Source organism: Inquilinus sp. YAF38 (assembly GCF_052113205.1).
Lineage (GTDB): Bacteria > Pseudomonadota > Alphaproteobacteria > DSM-16000 > Inquilinaceae > Inquilinus.
The window spans coordinates 1-16407 of sequence record NZ_JBFRCU010000128.1 but is presented as its reverse complement, the minus strand read 5'-3'; the positions used below and the strand labels follow the sequence as shown (position 1 = coordinate 16407).

The 16407-nt window shown below is 69.7% G+C and carries 18 protein-coding genes, 1 tRNA gene and 1 pseudogene; 10 read left to right on the top strand and 10 right to left on the bottom strand.

Annotation, left to right across the window (positions count from 1 at the left end):
* The 5 genes from AB4Z01_RS33625 to AB4Z01_RS33605 form a co-directional block, all read left to right on the top strand.
* Positions 1-211, top strand: a 211-nt coding sequence (locus tag AB4Z01_RS33625; protein ID WP_441700841.1) for a hypothetical protein, incomplete at its 5' end; no start/stop codon positions are given.
* A gap of 74 nt (positions 212-285) precedes the next feature.
* A complete protein-coding gene (locus AB4Z01_RS33620) occupies positions 286-756 on the top strand; it encodes a RidA family protein (RefSeq protein ID WP_441700839.1) in 471 nt (156 codons plus the stop codon).
* A gap of 2 nt (positions 757-758) precedes the next feature.
* Positions 759-1931 carry an aminotransferase class V-fold PLP-dependent enzyme gene (locus tag AB4Z01_RS33615; protein WP_441700837.1) on the top strand — a complete coding sequence of 391 codons (1173 nt, stop codon included), beginning with the start codon at positions 759-761 and terminating at the stop codon, positions 1929-1931.
* A gap of 81 nt (positions 1932-2012) precedes the next feature.
* Positions 2013-2345 (top strand): type II toxin-antitoxin system RelE/ParE family toxin, encoded by a 333-nt coding sequence (locus AB4Z01_RS33610; RefSeq protein ID WP_441700836.1) that lies wholly within the window; start codon positions 2013-2015, stop codon positions 2343-2345.
* Positions 2342-2644, top strand: a complete 303-nt coding sequence (locus AB4Z01_RS33605) for a helix-turn-helix domain-containing protein (RefSeq protein ID WP_441700834.1) — start codon at positions 2342-2344, stop codon at positions 2642-2644. The genes AB4Z01_RS33610 and AB4Z01_RS33605 overlap by 4 nt, the downstream gene beginning before the upstream one ends.
* A gap of 5 nt (positions 2645-2649) precedes the next feature.
* Here AB4Z01_RS33605 and AB4Z01_RS33600 read toward each other — a convergent pair whose 3' ends face one another.
* Entirely contained in the window at positions 2650-5007 is a 2358-nt protein-coding gene (locus tag AB4Z01_RS33600; protein WP_441700832.1) for an oxidoreductase, read from the bottom strand.
* A gap of 86 nt (positions 5008-5093) precedes the next feature.
* On the bottom strand, positions 5094-5720 hold the full coding sequence (locus AB4Z01_RS33595; RefSeq protein ID WP_441700830.1) for a glutathione S-transferase family protein: 627 nt from the start codon (positions 5718-5720) through the stop codon (positions 5094-5096).
* A 110-nt stretch (positions 5721-5830) separates the two neighbouring features.
* On the opposite strand from AB4Z01_RS33595, the gene AB4Z01_RS33590 reads away from it, so the two are divergent.
* A complete protein-coding gene (locus tag AB4Z01_RS33590; RefSeq protein ID WP_441700829.1) occupies positions 5831-6247 on the top strand; it encodes a GFA family protein in 417 nt (138 codons plus the stop codon).
* 409 nt (positions 6248-6656) lie between these two features.
* Here the strand turns inward: AB4Z01_RS33590 and AB4Z01_RS33585 are convergent, their stop codons facing one another.
* The 4 genes from AB4Z01_RS33585 to AB4Z01_RS33570 all read right to left on the bottom strand — a co-directional run bounded on the left by AB4Z01_RS33585 (position 6657) and on the right by AB4Z01_RS33570 (position 10414).
* Positions 6657-8159: an FAD-dependent monooxygenase gene (locus AB4Z01_RS33585; RefSeq protein ID WP_441700828.1), complete on the bottom strand. Its 1503-nt coding sequence runs from the start codon at positions 8157-8159 to the stop codon at positions 6657-6659.
* Positions 8160-8375: 216 nt separating this feature from the next.
* Complete coding sequence (locus AB4Z01_RS33580) at positions 8376-9314, bottom strand: sigma-70 family RNA polymerase sigma factor (RefSeq protein WP_441700826.1); 939 nt, start codon at positions 9312-9314, stop codon at positions 8376-8378.
* Positions 9311-10069 (bottom strand): SDR family oxidoreductase, encoded by a 759-nt coding sequence (locus tag AB4Z01_RS33575; RefSeq protein WP_441700825.1) that lies wholly within the window; start codon positions 10067-10069, stop codon positions 9311-9313. Before AB4Z01_RS33575 ends, AB4Z01_RS33580 begins: the two co-directional genes overlap by 4 nt.
* A gap of 268 nt (positions 10070-10337) precedes the next feature.
* Positions 10338-10414, bottom strand: a tRNA-Arg gene (locus tag AB4Z01_RS33570).
* A gap of 209 nt (positions 10415-10623) precedes the next feature.
* On the opposite strand from AB4Z01_RS33570, the gene AB4Z01_RS33565 reads away from it, so the two are divergent.
* The 4 genes from AB4Z01_RS33565 to AB4Z01_RS33550 all read left to right on the top strand — a co-directional run bounded on the left by AB4Z01_RS33565 (position 10624) and on the right by AB4Z01_RS33550 (position 13896).
* A complete protein-coding gene (locus AB4Z01_RS33565) occupies positions 10624-11061 on the top strand; it encodes a DUF4864 domain-containing protein (protein ID WP_441700823.1) in 438 nt (145 codons plus the stop codon).
* Positions 11062-11146: 85 nt separating this feature from the next.
* A complete protein-coding gene (gene dapD, locus AB4Z01_RS33560) occupies positions 11147-11989 on the top strand; it encodes a 2,3,4,5-tetrahydropyridine-2,6-dicarboxylate N-succinyltransferase (protein ID WP_441700822.1) in 843 nt (280 codons plus the stop codon).
* A gap of 164 nt (positions 11990-12153) precedes the next feature.
* Entirely contained in the window at positions 12154-13314 is a 1161-nt protein-coding gene (dapE, locus tag AB4Z01_RS33555) for a succinyl-diaminopimelate desuccinylase (protein WP_441700820.1), read from the top strand.
* Positions 13315-13896, top strand: a complete 582-nt coding sequence (locus AB4Z01_RS33550; RefSeq protein WP_441700818.1) for a hypothetical protein — start codon at positions 13315-13317, stop codon at positions 13894-13896.
* Here the strand turns inward: AB4Z01_RS33550 and truA are convergent.
* From truA to AB4Z01_RS33530, 4 genes and pseudogenes are all read right to left on the bottom strand, one after another.
* A complete protein-coding gene (gene truA, locus AB4Z01_RS33545; protein ID WP_441700816.1) occupies positions 13881-14627 on the bottom strand; it encodes a tRNA pseudouridine(38-40) synthase TruA in 747 nt (248 codons plus the stop codon). The genes AB4Z01_RS33550 and truA overlap by 16 nt on opposite strands.
* A complete protein-coding gene (fmt, locus tag AB4Z01_RS33540) occupies positions 14628-15545 on the bottom strand; it encodes a methionyl-tRNA formyltransferase (protein WP_441700814.1) in 918 nt (305 codons plus the stop codon).
* A gap of 16 nt (positions 15546-15561) precedes the next feature.
* The gene (locus AB4Z01_RS33535; protein ID WP_441700812.1) at positions 15562-15885 is read right to left on the bottom strand and encodes a YbaB/EbfC family nucleoid-associated protein; all 324 of its coding nucleotides are present in this window, start codon (positions 15883-15885) and stop codon (positions 15562-15564) included.
* Positions 15882-16407 (bottom strand): annotated as a pseudogene (locus AB4Z01_RS33530) (DNA polymerase III subunit gamma/tau); the annotation flags it as partial. The gene AB4Z01_RS33535 and the pseudogene AB4Z01_RS33530, both read right to left, overlap by 4 nt.

Sequence of the window (16407 nt, the reverse complement as noted above, 5' to 3'; positions counted from 1 at the left end):
CCCCGAGGACTGCCTGGTCTGGGAGGATGCACCGGCCGGCATCGCCGCGGCCGAGGCGTCGGGCGCGACCGTCATGGTGGTGGGCGCCACCCATCACCGCCCGATGGCGACGCGCCACCCGGTGATCGCCGACTACGAGGATCTGACCGTCACGGTCAACGACGCCGGCCGGCTATTGCTTCGCCTTCAGGTGAATCCGAGTCACCCATAGGACAAAAACTTGGCGTTCGTCGGCGGGGCCGCGGGCGGCTAGCATCCGGGCTTCCGATGCCAAGGACCCCGACCATGCCGAAAACCATCGCCGAAGCCGTCGCCGCCCTGGGCCATGAACTGCCCGCGGCCCCTGCCCCGGCCGCCAACTACGTGCCCTATGTCCAGGCCGGCAATCTGCTCTACGTCTCCGGCCAGATCTCGCAGGACCGCAACGGCCCGGCCTGGCTCGGCCATCTCGGCGACACCGTCTCGCTGGAGGACGGGCAGAAGGCCGCCCAGGCCTGCGCGCTGGCCATCCTGGCCCAGGTCGCAGCCGCGACCGGCGGCGACCTCGCGCGCATCCGCCGCGTGGCCAAGCTCGGCGTCTTCGTCGCCTCGGCCCCCGGCTTCACTCAGCAGCCGCAGGTCGGCAACGGCGCCTCGGACCTGATCGCCGCGGTGTTCGGCGACAAGGGCAAGCATGCCCGCGCCGCGGTCGGCGTGGCGGCCCTGCCGCGCGGCGTCTCGGTCGAGGTCGAGGCCATCATCGAGCTCGAGGGCTGACCATGGATCTGGCACGGCTGCGGGCCGAGACGCCCGGCATCGACCGGGTGCTGCACTTCAACCATGCCGGCGGCTCGCTGCCGCCGCAGCCGGTGCTGGACGCGGTGCTGGCCCATCTGCAGTGCGAAGCAGTGTCCGGCCCGATCGAGGCCGGCATCGTCGCGACGCCGGCGCTGGAGGAGGCTCGGGCCGAGGCCGCCACCCTGATCGGCGCGACGCCGGCCGAGATCGCCTTCACCGGCAGCGCCACCCAGGGCTGGGGACTGGCCTTCGCCGGCCTCCCCCTGGCCGCCGGCGACCGCATCCTGGTCGGCCGGCAGGAATGGGGCGGCAACCTGACCACCATGCAGCGCGCCACGTCCCGCACCGGCGCGGTGATCGAGGTGATCCCCTGCGACGACACCGGCCGGGCCTCGCCCGAGGCGCTGGCGGGAATGATCGACGACCGGGTCAAGCTGGTGTCGCTGACCTGGATCGGCGCCAATGGCGGGCTGATCAACCCGGCGGCGGAGATCGGCCGCGTCGCCCGCGCCACCGACGTGCCGTTCTTCGTCGACGCCTCGCAGGCGATCGGCCAGATCCCGGTCGATGTCACGGCACTGGGCTGCGACATGCTGGTCGCGCCCGGTCGCAAGCATCTGCGCGGGCCCCGCGGCACCGGGCTGCTGTATGTCCGGCAGGCCTTCCTCGACCGGCTCGACCCGCCCTATCACGACGCCCGCACCGCCGCCTGGACACCGGACGGCCCACGGCTGCAGGACGGCGCCCTGCGCTTCGAGGCCGGTGATTTCCCGATGGCGCTGCGGCTCGGCCTCGGCGCTGCGATCCGCTATGCCCGCGGCATCGGCATCGACGCCATCCGGACCCGCCTCGACATGCTGGCGCAAGGGCTGCGCGGCCGGCTGGCGGCGATCCCCGGCGTCACCGTGCACGACCTCGGGGTCGAGCGCTCCGCCCTGGTGTCCTTCGCGGTCGCGGGCGTGGAGCCTGCGGCGCTGCGCCTGCGCCTGGCCGCCGAGGGGATCACCATCGCCGTCAACGGCGTGGCCTACACGCCGCTCGACATGACCGCGCGCGGCCTGGGCGATATCTGCCGCGCCGCCGTCTCCACCCTGCACACCGAGGCGGAGCTGGACCGGCTGGCCGACGCCGTGGCCGCCGCAGCCCGTCGGTAGCGTCACACGGCGGCACGAGAAATTAACCCGATGGGGTAGTTTTGCTTGTGCGAACTACCCCATCGGGTTACAGATATTCTCGTGCGGACCGTGATCGAAACCGCCACCTTCCAGCGTCGTGCCGGAGCCCTGCTGTCGGCCGACGACCATGTCGAGGTGTTGGCCTATCTCTCGGCGCACGCCTGGGAAGGTGATGTCATCCCCGGCACCGGCGGTCTGCGGAAGCTGCGCATCGCGGCCAGCGGCCGGGGCAAGCGGGGCGGCGCCTGGGTAATCTACTACGTGTTCGACGACGACGCGCCGATCTATGCCCTGGCCGTCTACGCCAAGAACGAGAAGGCCGATTTGACCGCGGCGGAAAAGAAGGCCCTGACCGTCCTCGCCGCGGCACTGAAGAGGGAGCACACCGCATGAGCAAGCTGGGCCAGGATCTGATCCAGGCCATGACCGAGGCCGTCGCCATCGCCAAAGGTGAGTCCGATCCGAAAACCTACCGCGTCCACCGCTTCGTCTCGCCGGAGGTTGACGTGCGCGCGGCGCGCAGGGTGTTGGGCATGACGCAGGAGGAATTCGCCCCGGTCCTGGGCGTCAGCCCCTCCGGCCTGCGGAAGTGGGAACAGGGCGTCCGCCAGCCCAACGGCGCAGCCCGTACCCTGATCCGCGTGATCGAGCGAGAGCCCGAGGCGGTGAAGCGCGCGCTCTCGAACGGCTGAAGCCCTCACCGCCCGTGGCTGCGCGGCCGGGCTTTGACCTGCAGCTCGGCCTGCTTGTCGGCCGACCGGGCGATCTCGCGAAACGCTTGGTCTCGGCCCGGCCAGTATTGCTGCGGCCAGGATTGGGACTTCACGCCGTACCAGGCCTCGGCCTGACGGACGAAGGTCGGGTTCCACAGATGCGGCCGGCCGAGCGCCACCAGGTCGGCGCGGCGGGTGTGCAGGATGGTGTTGATCTGCCCCGGCTCGGTGATGGCGCCGACCGCCATGGTCGCCAGCTTCGGCACGTTGCGGATCGCCTCGGCGAACTGGACCTGGAACATGCGGCCATAGACCGGCTTCTGGTCCGGCACAGTCTGGCCGGCCGAGACGTCGATCAGGTCGCAGCCGGCATCGCGGAACGCTTCGGCGATGGCGAAGACGTCGTCCTCGCCGATGCCGCCCTCCGCCCAGTCGGTGGCGGAGATGCGCACCGACATCGGCCGGTCCTCGGGCCACGCCGCGCGCATCGCCCGGAACACCTCCAGCGGGTAGCGCAGCCGGTTCTCGACCGGCCCGCCATAGTCGTCCGTCCGCCGGTTGGTCAGCGGCGACAGGAACGACGCCAGCAGATAGCCATGGGCGCAGTGCAGCTCGAGATGGTCGAAGCCCGCCCGCACCGCGCGCTGCGTCGCCTGCACGAAATCGGCCTTGATCCGGTCCATCTCCGCCCGGTCGATCTCCGCCGGCACCGGGCTGACGCCCTCGATCCAGGGCAGGGCCGAGGCCGAGATCACCGGCCAATTATCCTCAGGCGCAGCGATCGGGTGGTCGGCCTTCTGCCAGCCCAGCTGGGTCGACCCCTTGCGCCCGGAATGGCCGAGCTGCATCGCGATCTTCGTATCGCCATGGCCGTGCACGAACCCGACCAGCCGGGTCCATTGCGCCTCATGCGCGTCGGTCCACAGGCCGGGGCAGCCCAGGCTGATGCGGGCATCCGGCGACGGGCAGGTCATCTCGACGAACATCAGCCCCATGCCGCCGAGGGCGTGCGAGGCGTAGTGCACGAAGTGCCAGTCGGTCAGGTTGCCGCCGCGGTCGGCCGAGTACTGCGCCATCGGCGCCATCACCACCCGGTTCGCCAACTCCATCCCGCGCAGCCGGAAGCGGGTGAACATCGGCGTCGGCCGGGTGGTGCGATAGTCGTCGCCGGTCTCGCGCCACAGCCGGTCGTAATAGGCGTCGTCGGCCCGGCGCACGAAGTCCGGGTCGCGGATCCGCAGGTTATCATAGGTGATCGACTTGGCCCGGCACATCACCACCATGGCGAATTGCATCGGATCCATGTCGGTGGACCGGTTCATGTGCTCGAACCAGGCCAGCGACACGTCGGCATTGTGCTGGGTGACCTGGCACGGCGTGCGGCGGGCCTTGTCATAGGCGGCGAAGGCCGCCTCGACGCTGGTCTCGGCCTTGGCCACCACCGCATCCGACAGGGCGATGGCGCATTCCATCGCCAGCTTGGTGCCGGACCCGATCGAGAAATGCGCCGAGGCCTTGGCGTCGCCCAGCAGCACGATGTTCTTGTGCCACCAGCGCTCGCAGAAGATCCGCGGGAAGCGCCGCCACATCGACCGGTTCAGCAGCAGCGGATGGCCTTCCAGCTCCTCGGCGAAGATCGCCGCCAGCGTCTCCCGCGAGCCCTCCTCATCCGCCTCGGTGAAGCCGTGGCCCTGCCAGCAGGCCTCGTCCATCTCGAACACCCAGGTCGAGCGGCCGCCGCCGTCCTGATCCGTCCCGTACTGATAGGTGTGGGCGCAGATCACGCCGTGCTTGGTCTGGCGGAAGAAGTAGTTGAACTCTCCCATCGGCCGGGTCGAGCCCATCCAGCAGAAGCGGTTGGCCTTGATCGAGACTTCGGGCCGGAAGGCGTCGCGGAGATGCTCGCGGATCGGCGAGTTGATGCCGTCAGCGGCGACGATGATGTCGGAATCCGCGAAGCGCTGCTCAAGCGCCGCCGGGTCGATCCGGTCGGAGAAGGAGAGCTCGACCCCGACCTCGCGGCAGCGCTCCTGCAGGATCTGCAGCAGGGTCACCCGCGACATACCGCAGAAGCCGTTGCCGGCGCAGCGGATTTCCTCGCCCTTGTAATGGATCGCGACGTCGTCCCAATACGCGAAGCGGTCGCGGATCCATTCGTAGGATTCGGGGTCGCGCGACAGGAACTCGTCCAGCGTGTCGTCGGAGAACACGACGCCGAAGCCGAAGGTGTCGTCGGCGCGGTTCTGCTCATGCACCGCGACCTGCCAGTCCGGCCGCGCCTTCTTGGTCAGAAGCGCGAAGTACAGGCCGCCCGGACCGCCGCCGATGACCGTGATCCGCATCCCGTCTCTCCCGTCCCGGGCCGGAGGCGCGATCCCTGGCCCTGTCCGATGAGAGTACGGCAAATTGCTTTAGGCTTAAAGCATCTTCAGGCCGGCGCGATGAAGGGCTGCGAGATCGTCCGGAACGCCGGCAGCTGCTCCAGCCGGGCCGCGTCGGCGGCCAGCGTGGGGATCTCAGCCGGCGGGACCAGGCCGGGATGGGCGTCGCCCAGGAACCGCAGCACCACGGCGACGGCGATGTCGGCATGGCCGAGGCGGCCGCTGAACCAATGCTCGCCGGCCCGGCCGGCGCGCTTGGCCTCGAGCATGGCGAGAGCATCGCGGATCTGGGCCCGGCAGCGCATCACCCAGACGTCGGAGACCTCCTGGTGCAGCCGTTGCTCGTAGAACAGGCTGACCGCCTTCTCGGCAGTCCCCATCGCCAGCGCCGCGACCTTCATCGCCCGGCGCCGGTCCGGCTCGATGCGCGGGTACAGCGCGCGCTCGGCCGGCACCAGGCTGTCGAGATGGTCGAGGATGCAATGGCTCTCGATCAGCGATTCGCCGTCGTCCAGCACCAGCGTCGGCACGCGGGTCAGCGGGTTGTAGGGCCTGATCTTCTCCGGGTCGCCGAACACCGACCATGGCCGGTGCTCGAAGGGCAGGCCGTACAGCGTCAGGGCGATGCCGACGCGACGGACGAAGGGCGAATCGAATTGGCCGATCAGGATCATGGGCAGCAGGATCGGCCGGAGCGCGAGCCGCTGTAAAGACACAAGGCTCCGGGTTGCCATCCCGCCCGGCCTGGCCTTCACTGCCGCTGCTACCAAGGGAGGACCGCGCCATGCCCATCACCGGCCGATGCTTCTGCGGCGCCGTCCGCTTCCGCTTCGACCAGCCGCCGGTCGTCGCGCGCGCCTGCTGGTGCCGGGACTGCCAGTACCTGTCCTCCGGCAACGCCTCGATCGGCGTGATCTTCCGGACCGCGGGTTTCAACGTGACCGGCGAGACCAGCGAGTATCTCAGCCGGGCGGACAGCGGCGCGATGATGCGCCGCCGCTTCTGCCCGACCTGCGGCACGCCCCTGTTCAGCGAGGCGTTGGAGGAGCCGGACTACATGGTGGTCCGGGCCGGTGCCCTGGACGACCCGGAGATCGCCCGCCCGGCAAGCGTGATCTGGACCGCCTCGGCCCCGAGCTGGGGCCATGTCGACCCGGCACTGCCCTCCAGCCCGGGGCAGCCGGGGCCGGTGTCGGGCTAGCCACCGCCGGACTGCGCGCAGCGTGGCGGTCGGCTATAACGTTTGCTCCGCGGTATTGGAGACAGACCGTCCGGCGTTCAATCGCGACAACCAGGTGGCGAATTGAAGACTCCCAATCGCTGCGTCCGGTTCAGCTATTCGAACAGCCGTAACGGCCGATACCATCGTATAATTTTATGGCAACGCGGCACCGTTTATTGATTCTGTCGCCGCGTTTCCTCCCCGCTACTCGGCAAGTGGCCTGAGCCTCACCCCCGAGGCGGCCACATAACTCGATGCGCTGCCCTATCCGGTGGCGCTGACGGCCCGGCCCGACGAGGTGAAGCCTCGCCTGCGCCGGGCCGCATTTTTCCTCGGCCTGGGCTCACAGCTGCCTCTGACCTGATCGCCCCGCACGCGTTGCGGGGCGTCATGCCGCAGCAGGCGCTCCGAACCAGGTGGTCAGCGCGTCGGCGAGCCCATGCCGGGTTCGGTCCCCCACCCAGGCCACATATCCGTCGGGCCGAATCAAGACGGCTGTGGGAGCAGTGACCGCCCCGAGCGCCGGAAGCTCCCACGGACCAGCGTATCCGGCATCGACGACCTGAACCCGATCCGCCCATGGCGTGATGTCGAGGCCGTCGGTCTCACTGAGGTTGAGAAGCACCGGCCGGGCGGCGTGCAGCAGGCTGTAGACCCGCCGCGGACCGCTTGCGGTGCTCAGGTCGAGATCGGGCATACGGCGTCCGAGCAACGAGTGTCCCGCGCCGAGATCGTAGCGAATGTCGAGCCCCGCCAGCATCGCGGCGAATTTCATGCGCGGCTCCGCCATGCCGAGAAGCTCGGCCATGGTGTCGCGCAATGCCTTGGTGCGGTCGTCCTCGCGGCGAAGCGCGACCGCGGCCATGGTGTTGCGCAAGACGCGGGCGCCGACCGGGTGGCGCTCGGAATGGTAGGTGTCAAGGAGGCTGTCCGGCGAAATCCCCTTGACCACCTGGGCCAGCTTCCATCCCAGGTTCATTGCATCCTGCACCCCGGTCTGAAGCCCCTGGCCGCCGTCCGGGGGATGAATATGCGCGGCGTCGCCCGCGATCAGCACGCGCCCCTTGCGATAGGAGGCCGCCTGCCGCGCAGCATCGGTGAACCGGGAAATAAAGGTGGGAGAGTGGACCCCGCAATCGGTCCCGTAGACGGTGATGAGCGCCGCGCTGAGATCGCCGAGGGTGGGTTCGGCGGTCTGTCCGACATGCTGTTCGGTCACGAGGATGCCGACCGGTCCGTGATCCGCATAGACGATTTCGCCGTCGCGGATCTCGTACTCCACCCGGCCGAGGGCATGGATGCCGAGGGTGTCGCGGCGGATGCCCCATTCCGGCGGCGTTTCGGCCAGCTCGGCCTCGGCGATCAGGTTGCTGGTGGTGGGATCGGATCCCGGGAACGCGATGCCGGCGGCCTTGCGGACCAGGCTGCGCCCGCCGTCGCAGCCGACGAGATACTGCGCCCGCAGCGATCGGCTATCGCCGAGATCGACCTCGACGCCGGCGGCGTCCTGGGCGAAACCCACCATCTCGATGCCGCGATAGATCGGCACCTTGAGCTCGTCGACCCAGCCGGCGAGGATCCGCTCGATGTGCTTCTGCCGCAGCCCGAGACTGTAGGGATGGCGGGTGGGAAAGCCGCTGATGTCGAACTGGACTCCGGCAAACCCGTTGACCTGCGCCTTCTGCCCCTCGGCGAGGAATCGGTCGGCGATGCCGCGCTGATCGAACACCTCGATGGTGCGCGAGTGGAGCCCCCCGGCGCGTGAGCCGGCGAGGTCCTGGCTGGCGCGCCGCTCGACAATGGCAACGTCGACGCGCGCCAATGCCAGCTCGCCCGCCAGCATCAGCCCGGTCGGGCCACCGCCGGCGATGATCACTGCATGGTCCGTCATCTGGCTCGCACCCCTATGCTGTTCGCCCAGGAAGGACAGGCGATAGGGTCCCGGAATTTACGGATAGAAATGCAGAAGCCAATTCTTGAACCCGACTATCTTGTCGCCATCTCATATCCAGACGAGGACCACTCCCGCCGCGGCACATCCGGCCAACGTCCGGATCACTACGCGGGGGCCGACGCCGAGACTGTCGAAGCTCCGCATCAGCGGAAATCACCCCGGAGGAATCCCGCCGCTGCCGTCGGCCTTTGCATCCGACGCCAGCGCCAGATCCGCCTCGGCGGCAACATAGCGGACGTAGCGGTAGTCGCGGATGAAGCTGATCCGGCCGTCGCGCCACTCCAGCCACATCACATAGCCCGGCTTCGGATCGGCGCGGTCTTCGAACACCGCGACCACCTCCCTGCCCTCGAGCCAGGCCGGGGCGAACCGCAGGCCGTCGATCTTGGCATAGAGAGTGAAGAACAGGCCGACATCCGCGGCGCCGGCGCGGAGCGGATGCGCGGACTGCTGGAGCTTCACATCGTCGGCCAGGAGCGCCCGCAGGCCATCCCAATCCCGCTGGTTGAACAGCGCGGCATATCGCGCCACCGCGGCGGAGGCCGGCCGCGCCTCCGGAGGATCGGCTCGGGTGTTGATCCTGCGAAGATGCGCGCGCCCCCGGGCCAGATGAGCCTTCACGGCGTCAACTGTGAGATCGAGGAGGCCGGCGATCTCCAGCAGCGATTCGTCGAGCACGTCCTTCAGGATCACGACGCTGCGCTGGGGGATGGGGAGCTCCACGAAGCGCGACACCGCGGTCCTGACCGCGTCCCGGCGCATCAGCACCTCCACAGGATCGGGGCTGGCCGGGTCGGCGACGTCCGAGGCGGCTTCGATCGGTTCGGCCACGCGCACCGCCCGGCTGCGCAGCAGGTCGAGCGCTCGGTTGTGGGCAATCCGGAACAGCCAGGGCCGAAGCGGCGGCGCCTCCTCCAGCGTCGGCAGGGCCGCGAGGGCACGGACGAACGTGTCCTGCACGACGTCCTCGCCGTCGATGACCGATCCTGTCAGGCGCGCGCAATAGCGGTGCAGCTCGGGCCGCAGCTCGTTCGCCAGGGCGACCAGCTGCAGCCGGCGACCGCCGTTCGGGGCGGGTGGCGTTGCGGTCAAGCCGCCGCTTCCTCGAGGATGGTGACGCCCGTGTCGCCCTTCAGCCCGAATGCGAAGCCCTCGGCATATCTCGGATCGTCCAGCACGGAGACGAATTTTTCGCCGAAGTCGCGGGGCGGCATCGGCGCGCCGAAGCGGGCCAGGTACTCTTCGAGCTCCAGCTTCAGAGCGCGCGCATAGGCGCCGGCGGCCTCGTCGCCGACCCCGGTGCCGGCGACCATCTGCCGTGGCACGATCACCTGGAACCGAATCCCGAGATCCTTTTGCTCCGAGACCTTGTTGGCATACTGCGCCATGAACCAGAGCATGCGCTTGGCGCCACCATAGCCGCCGGACATCGGCGACCCGCCCACGGCCGCGCCGCTCGACACCACCATGACCCGGCTTCCGGGCATCAGCGGGGTGTTGAGCGCCGCCTGCAGCCAATGCAGCCCGGCCTTGACGTCGTGCTCCCAGGATATGCTGAAATCCGCCCAGCTCAGTTGATCCAGCCGACCCATCCGCGGCTTCGCGCCGGCATTCAGCACCAGGATGTCCGGCCGGATCTCGGCGACGATGTGCCGGGCGGCCGTCTCGTCCGTCACATCGGCAGAGATCGTGGCGACGCCCAGCCGGGCGCGCACGGCTTCGAGCGCGTCGGCGCCGCGGGCAACGACCGTCACCCCGGCGCTGCGAGCGACCAGGGCCTCGACCAACCCCAGGCCAAGGCCGCGGCTTCCGCCGGTGACGACGATATTCTTGTCCTTGAGGCTCATCGCTTCCGCTCCACGGCTGAGTGTCTCGACATAGCCAGGACGATCGAAGCCCGGAAAAGGAGTCAGCCCGCGCCGCATTTTTCACGACGGCAGTATCGTAGAGGCCTCTGCCGGCGAGCCGAAGATCCCCATGGTCATGGCGAATCCCGTAGGGGCTTAGCCATCCAAGCGGCGCCGTCGTCTGGTCGCAAGGCACGCGCGCCTGGGCCTGCGCGACCGTCGGCATTAGATCCGGGAAGCTGACTGAACGTCTATCTCAGTGAGATAGTGGCGCGCCCGAGAAGATTCGAACTCCTAACCTTCTGATCCGTAGTCAGATGCTCTATCCAATTGAGCTACGGGCGCGTTCTGCGGGGCGTCGTCGCCGCCCCGTCGTCAGGCGGGCGGAACCTAGTCGATGCCCGACCCGGATTGCAAGCCCCATTTTCATCGATCCGACACGAAACGAGGCATGCTGCGGCTGCATGCGCGGGGGCTCCTGCCCTGCGCCCGCTTTTCAGCCGCGCCTATCCGCGCCATCTCCCTTCCAGGGACGGCAAAAATGGGAGGCGATCGTGCGACTGGTGTGCGACGTCGTCGGGCGCGGTCTCGTTCTCTTCGTGCTGATCGCGATGCCCGCCTTCGCCCAGGCGCAATCGGGCGACATGGACAAGCCGGCGATCGTCGGCGTGATCCAGAAGCAGCTCGATGCCTTCCAGGGCGACCGGGCGGCAGAAGCCTTCGGCTACGCCTCGGCGAACATCCAGCACCTGTTCGGCACGCCGGACAACTTCCTGGCCATGGTCAGGCAGGGCTATCCGCCGGTCTACCGGCCACGCTCGGTCGATTTCCGCGAGCTGGTCACCAGCGAGGGCCGGATCGTGCAGAAGGTGTTGTTCGTCGGCCCGGACGGGGTGCCGGTGATCGCCGAATACTTCATGGAGCGGCAGCCCGACGGCAGCTGGCGAATCGACGGCTGCCGGCTGGACCGAGGTGGCGACCAATCGGCATGAGACCTAGTCCGAGGGTGGCGTTGACAAGCCGGACGGGGGCGCCCCATCGTGCGGGCCCGACACCAGAGACTGCGGATTTCCCGCCATGACCGACACCGCGCTGAAGACCGCCATCGAACAGGCCTGGGCCGACCGCAACAGCCTGACCCCGGCCACCCAGGGTGCCGCCCGCGACGCCATCGAGGCGGTGCTGGAGGGCCTCGATTCCGGCAGCCTGCGCGTGGCCGAGAAGATCGATGGCGAGTGGCAGGCGCATCAGTGGCTGAAGATGGCGGTGCTGCTGTCCTTCCGCATCACCGACAGCCAGATCGTCGCGGGCGGGCCGGACGGCGCGGTCTGGTACGACAAGGTGGCGCCCAAGACCCTGGGCTGGGGCGAGAACCGCTTCCGCGAGGCCGGCTTCCGCAGCGTGCCGGGCGCGGTCGTCCGCCGCTCCGCCTACATTGCGCCCGGCGTCGTGCTGATGCCGAGCTTCGTCAATGTCGGCGCCCGGGTCGACAGCGGCACCATGGTCGACACGTGGGCCACCGTCGGGTCCTGCGCCCAGATCGGCAAGAATTGCCACCTGTCGGGCGGCGTCGGCATCGGCGGCGTGCTGGAGCCGCTGCAGGCCAACCCGGTGATCATCGAGGACAACTGCTTCATCGGCGCCCGGTCGGAGGTGGTCGAGGGCGTGATCGTCGAGCGCGGCGCGGTGCTGTCGATGGGCGTGTTCCTGAGCGCCACCACCAAGATCGTCGACCGCGAGAGCGGCACGGTCAGCTACGGAAGGGTGCCGTCCTATTCGGTGGTGGTGCCCGGCGCGCTGCCCGGCAAGCCGCTGGCCGACGGCTCGCCCGGCCCGTCCCTGGCCTGCGCCGTGATCGTCAAGCGGGTCGACGAGCGCACTCGGGCCAAGACCTCGATCAACGAGCTGCTGCGCGACTGAGCGTCCGATGCTTCGTTCATCCGCCTTTTCTTTATTTGTCATTGCCGGGCTTGACCCGGCAATCCAGGGGCCTTCGAGAGCAGCACTTGCCGCCCTGGATGCCTGGGTCAAGCCCGGGCATGACAGAATGAGGGAAGCGTCTGGAGCTCGAGCTTGAGACACCCATGACCGCCCCCGACCCGATCGCCCTGACCCAGGCGCTGATCCGCTGCCCCAGCGTCACCCCGGCCGATGCCGGGGCGCTGGCGGTGCTGGCGGCGGCGCTGGAACCGCTCGGCTTCCGCTGCGAGCGGATGCGGTTCGAGGCGCCGGGCACGGCGCCGATCGACAACCTCTATGCCCGAATCGGCAACGACGGCGCGCATCTCTGCTTCGCCGGCCACACCGACGTGGTGCCGCCGGGCGACAAGGCGCGCTGGCGCTTCCCGCCCTTCGAGGGCCGGATCGCCGAGGGCCGGATCTGGGGCCGCGGCGCCTGCGACATGAAGAGCGCGGTCGCCGCCTTCGCCGCCGCGGCCGGGCGCTTCCTGGCCGCGCGCGGGTCGGAGTTCGGCGGCTCGATCAGCCTGCTGGTCACCGGTGACGAGGAGGCCGAAGCGGTCAACGGCACGGTGAAGATGCTGCGGGCGCTGGCGGCGCGCGGCGAGGCGATCGATACCTGCATCGTCGGCGAGCCGAGCAGCAGCGAGGCGGTCGGCGACACTATCAAGATCGGCCGGCGCGGCAGCCTGACCGGCCGGCTGACCGTGCGCGGCGTGCAGGGCCATGTCGCCTATCCGCACAAGGCCGACAACCCCCTGCCCCGGCTGGTGCGGATGCTGGCGGCTCTGGGACCCGGGCCGGAGATCGACGAAGGCAGCGCCCATTTCGATCCCTCCACCCTCGCGATCACCACCATCGATGTCGGCAACCCGGCCGCCAATGTGATCCCGGCCGAGGGCCGAGCCACCTTCAACATCCGGTTCAATGACAGCTGGACAGCGGACAAATTGGACGCCTGGATCCGCGAGCGCTTCGACGCCGTCGACGGCGACTACGCTTTGGAACTCCACAGCGGCGCCGACAGTTTCCTCACCGCGCCGGGCGAACTGACCGGGCGCGTCGCCGGGGCGGTGGAGCGGGTGACCGGCCGCCGCCCGGCCTTCAGCACCTCGGGCGGCACCTCCGACGCCCGCTTCGTCAAGGATTACGCACCGGTGGTCGAGCTGGGCCTGGTCAACGCCACCATCCATAAGACCGATGAGAACGTCCCGGTCGAGGAGATCGAGACGCTGGCCCGGATCTACCAGGCGGTGCTCGAGGACAGCTTCCCGGAGAAGGGCTAGATGACGGTGTCTTCGGGCGACATCATCCGCGGGGTCTGGGGCGCCTGGCGCCTGGCCCGGCGCGACACCGGCGGCATGGAGATGTTCGACATCTCGCCGGACGGGGCGGCGAAGAGCTTCTACGCCGCGGTGCTGGCCTTCCCGCTGTTCCTGGTGACGCAGGCCTTCCTGCTGGGCGAGCGCTGGCAGCTGCTGCTGCAGCCGATTCCGCTGGCCGCCGAGATCATCGGCTTCACCGCCCTGTGGCTGCTGATGCCGGCCGCCCTGACCTGGGTCCTGCCCCGGCTGAACCGGGGCGCGCGCCTGCCCGAGGGCATCGTGGCCTATAACTGGGCGGCGCTGCTGATCATGATCGCCGGATTCGTACGCTTCGTGCTCGATGCGCTCGGACTGTTTCCCGGGCCCCTCAGCATCGTCGTCTTCATCGCCCTGATGGTCGCCTGCTATGTGTATGAGGGCTTCGTGCTGAAGACCGCGCTGGCGGTGGAGTTGCCGATCGCGGCCGGCCTGGTGGTGTTCGACGCGTTCTCCTCCGAGCTGATGATCGCCTGGATCGACGCGGTCGTTCAGTCCTCCCTGTAGCGCACCCACAGGAAGCACAAGCCGTCCGGCGGCGCGGTGGGGCCGGCGGCGGCGCGGCGGCGCGCCGCCAGCACCTCGGCGACCCAGCCGGGCGGGCGCTTGCCCTCGCCGACCAGCTTCAGCGTGCCGGCGATGTTGCGGATCTGGTGGTGCAGGAAGGACCGGGCCTCGGCCTCGATCTCGACCGCCTCGCCGCGGCGCACCACGTCCAGACGGTCCATCGTCCGCATCGGCGACTTGGCCTGGCATTCGGCGGCGCGGAAGCTGGTGAAGTCGTGATGTCCGACCAGGTGCTGCGCCGCCTCGTGCATCGCCGCGGCGTCCAGCGGCCGCGACACCTGCCAGGCCTGCCCGGCCTCCAGCGCCAGCGGCGCGCGGCGGTTGACGATGCGGTAGCGGTAGGCGCGCTGGATGGCGGAGGTGCGGGCGTCGAAGCGGTCGTCCACCACCTCCGCCGCCAGGATCGCCACCGGCAGCGGCTTCAGGTGGAAATTGACCGCGTCGCGCACCGTGCCGGGATCGGTCGGCCGGGCGATGTCGGCATGCGCCACCTGCCCCACGGCATGCACCCCGGCATCGGTGCGGCCGGCGGCGGTGATCCGCACCTCCTCGCCGCAGAAGCGGAGGATCGCCTCCTCGACCGCCTGCTGGACGGACAGGCCATTGGCCTGCCGCTGCCAGCCGACGAAGGGCCGTCCGTCGTATTCGATGGTGAGCTTGTACCGCGCCATCTAGCCCAGGCGGGTGCCGGACGGGATCGCGAAGCCGTTCAAGAGGTCGCGCGCCGTCATCGGGGCCTTGCCCGGGCGCTGCAGCCGGGTCAGGCGGATGGCGCCATGGCCGCAGGCCACGGTCAGCTCGTCGTCCAGCACCGTGCCGGGCTCGCCCGAGCCGGCGACGAGTGTTGCGGCCAGCACCTTGATGCGTTCGCCGTCATGCATGAACCAGGCGCCGGGCTTCGGCGTCAGCGCCCGAATCTGGCGGTCGAGCGCGACGGCGTCGGCCCAGTCGATGCGCTCATCCTCCGGCCCGATCTTGGCGGCGTAGGTGACGCCCTCCTCCGGCTGCGGCGTCTCCACCGCATCGCCCTCGGCCACGGCGTCGATCGCCGGCACGATCAGCCGGGCGCCGAGCGCCGCCAGGGCGTCATGTAGCTCCGGCGTGGTCGCCTGCGGCCCGATCGGCACCCGCCCGGCCAGCAGCATCGGCCCGGTGTCGAGCCCCGCCTCCATCCGCATGATGGTGACGCCGGTCTCGCCATCGCCCGCCAGGATGGCGCGGTGGATCGGCGCGGCGCCGCGCCAGCGCGGCAGCAGCGAGGCGTGGATGTTGAAGCAGCCGAGCCGGGGCGCGTCCAGGATCGGCCGCGGCAGGATCAGCCCATAGGCCGCGACCACCGCGGCATCGAGCCCGAGGTCCCGGAACTCCGCCTGCGCCTCCGGCGTCCGCAGCGTCGCCGGATGGCGGACCGGCAGCTGCGCCGTCGCCGCGGCCCGGTGCACGGCGGAAGGCTGCAGCTTGTGGCCCCGCCCGGCGGGCCGCGGCGGCTGGGTGTAGACGGCCGCGATCTCGTGCCCGGCATCGATCAGCGCGAGCAGCGCGGGCACCGCGAAATCCGGCGTGCCCATATAGGCGAGGCGAAGGGGCATGGCGGCGATGCGCTGCTCAGAACGGCAGCTTCATCCCCGGCGGCAGCTTCAGCCCGCCCATCAGCTTCGAGGTCTCGGCCTGCACCGCCGCCTCGACCTTGCCCTTGGCGTCGTTGAAGGCGGCGACGATCAGGTCCTCCAGCACCTCGACCTCGGTCGGGTCGACCAGCTTCGGGTCGATCTTGAGCGAGCGCAGCTCACCCTTGCCGTTCAGCACCACCGCGATCATGCCGGCGCCGGCCTGGCCCGGCACCTCGATATCGGCCAGGCGCTCCTGCATCTCGGCCATCTTGGTCTGCATTTCCTGCGCCTGCTTCATCATCTGTCCGAGATTCTTCATGCCTCTCGCGGCTCCTCTTCATCGATGGCGTCGGGGACGGGCTCGGCGCCGGGCTCGGCTGCCTCGCCCAGCTCCAATGGCCCATCCTGCTCCAATGGATTGCGCAGGTCGCGGATCACCGCACCCGGGAAGGCGCTCATCACCGCCTTGACCAGCGGGTGCTCCGCCGCCTGGGCCAGTGCGTTCTCGCGGTCGGTCCGCGCCTGCTGGTTCAGCGTCGGCGCGCCCTCGGCGCCGGAGACGCTGACCACCCAGCGCTCGCCGGTCCAGTCGCGCAGCGCAGTGCCCAGGCGATTGGCCAGGTCCGGCGGCGCCGAGTCATGCGGCCGGAACTCCAGCCGCCCCGGCTCGAAATGCACCAGATGCACCGCGCTCATCAGCTGGCCGTGCAACACGACGTCGCGGGCGAAGGCGATCTGGACCAGTTCCTCGAAGCTCTTCGGCTCGGCCCGCAGCGCCGGCTTCGGCGCCGGCACGGCCGCCACGGCAACGGGGGCCGGGCTCGGTGCCGGAGCCGGGGCC

Excerpts from the sequence above, each read along its gene's own strand:
- AB4Z01_RS33585 (WP_441700828.1), bottom strand. The coding sequence starts at position 8,159 with ATGACGGACCATGCAGTGATCATCGCCGGCGGTGGCCCGACCGGGCTG.
- AB4Z01_RS33620 (WP_441700839.1), top strand. The coding sequence starts at position 286 with ATGCCGAAAACCATCGCCGAAGCCGTCGCCGCCCTGGGCCATGAACTG.
- AB4Z01_RS33535 (WP_441700812.1), bottom strand. The coding sequence starts at position 15,885 with ATGAAGAATCTCGGACAGATGATGAAGCAGGCGCAGGAAATGCAGACC.
- fmt (WP_441700814.1), bottom strand. The coding sequence starts at position 15,545 with ATGCCCCTTCGCCTCGCCTATATGGGCACGCCGGATTTCGCGGTGCCC.
- AB4Z01_RS33615 (WP_441700837.1), top strand. The coding sequence starts at position 759 with ATGGATCTGGCACGGCTGCGGGCCGAGACGCCCGGCATCGACCGGGTG.
- dapD (WP_441700822.1), top strand. The coding sequence starts at position 11,147 with ATGACCGACACCGCGCTGAAGACCGCCATCGAACAGGCCTGGGCCGAC.
- AB4Z01_RS33575 (WP_441700825.1), bottom strand. The coding sequence starts at position 10,069 with ATGAGCCTCAAGGACAAGAATATCGTCGTCACCGGCGGAAGCCGCGGC.
- AB4Z01_RS33595 (WP_441700830.1), bottom strand. The coding sequence starts at position 5,720 with ATGATCCTGATCGGCCAATTCGATTCGCCCTTCGTCCGTCGCGTCGGC.
- AB4Z01_RS33550 (WP_441700818.1), top strand. The coding sequence starts at position 13,315 with ATGACGGTGTCTTCGGGCGACATCATCCGCGGGGTCTGGGGCGCCTGG.
- truA (WP_441700816.1), bottom strand. The coding sequence starts at position 14,627 with ATGGCGCGGTACAAGCTCACCATCGAATACGACGGACGGCCCTTCGTC.
- AB4Z01_RS33605 (WP_441700834.1), top strand. The coding sequence starts at position 2,342 with ATGAGCAAGCTGGGCCAGGATCTGATCCAGGCCATGACCGAGGCCGTC.
- AB4Z01_RS33590 (WP_441700829.1), top strand. The coding sequence starts at position 5,831 with ATGCCCATCACCGGCCGATGCTTCTGCGGCGCCGTCCGCTTCCGCTTC.
- AB4Z01_RS33600 (WP_441700832.1), bottom strand. The coding sequence starts at position 5,007 with ATGCGGATCACGGTCATCGGCGGCGGTCCGGGCGGCCTGTACTTCGCG.
- dapE (WP_441700820.1), top strand. The coding sequence starts at position 12,154 with ATGACCGCCCCCGACCCGATCGCCCTGACCCAGGCGCTGATCCGCTGC.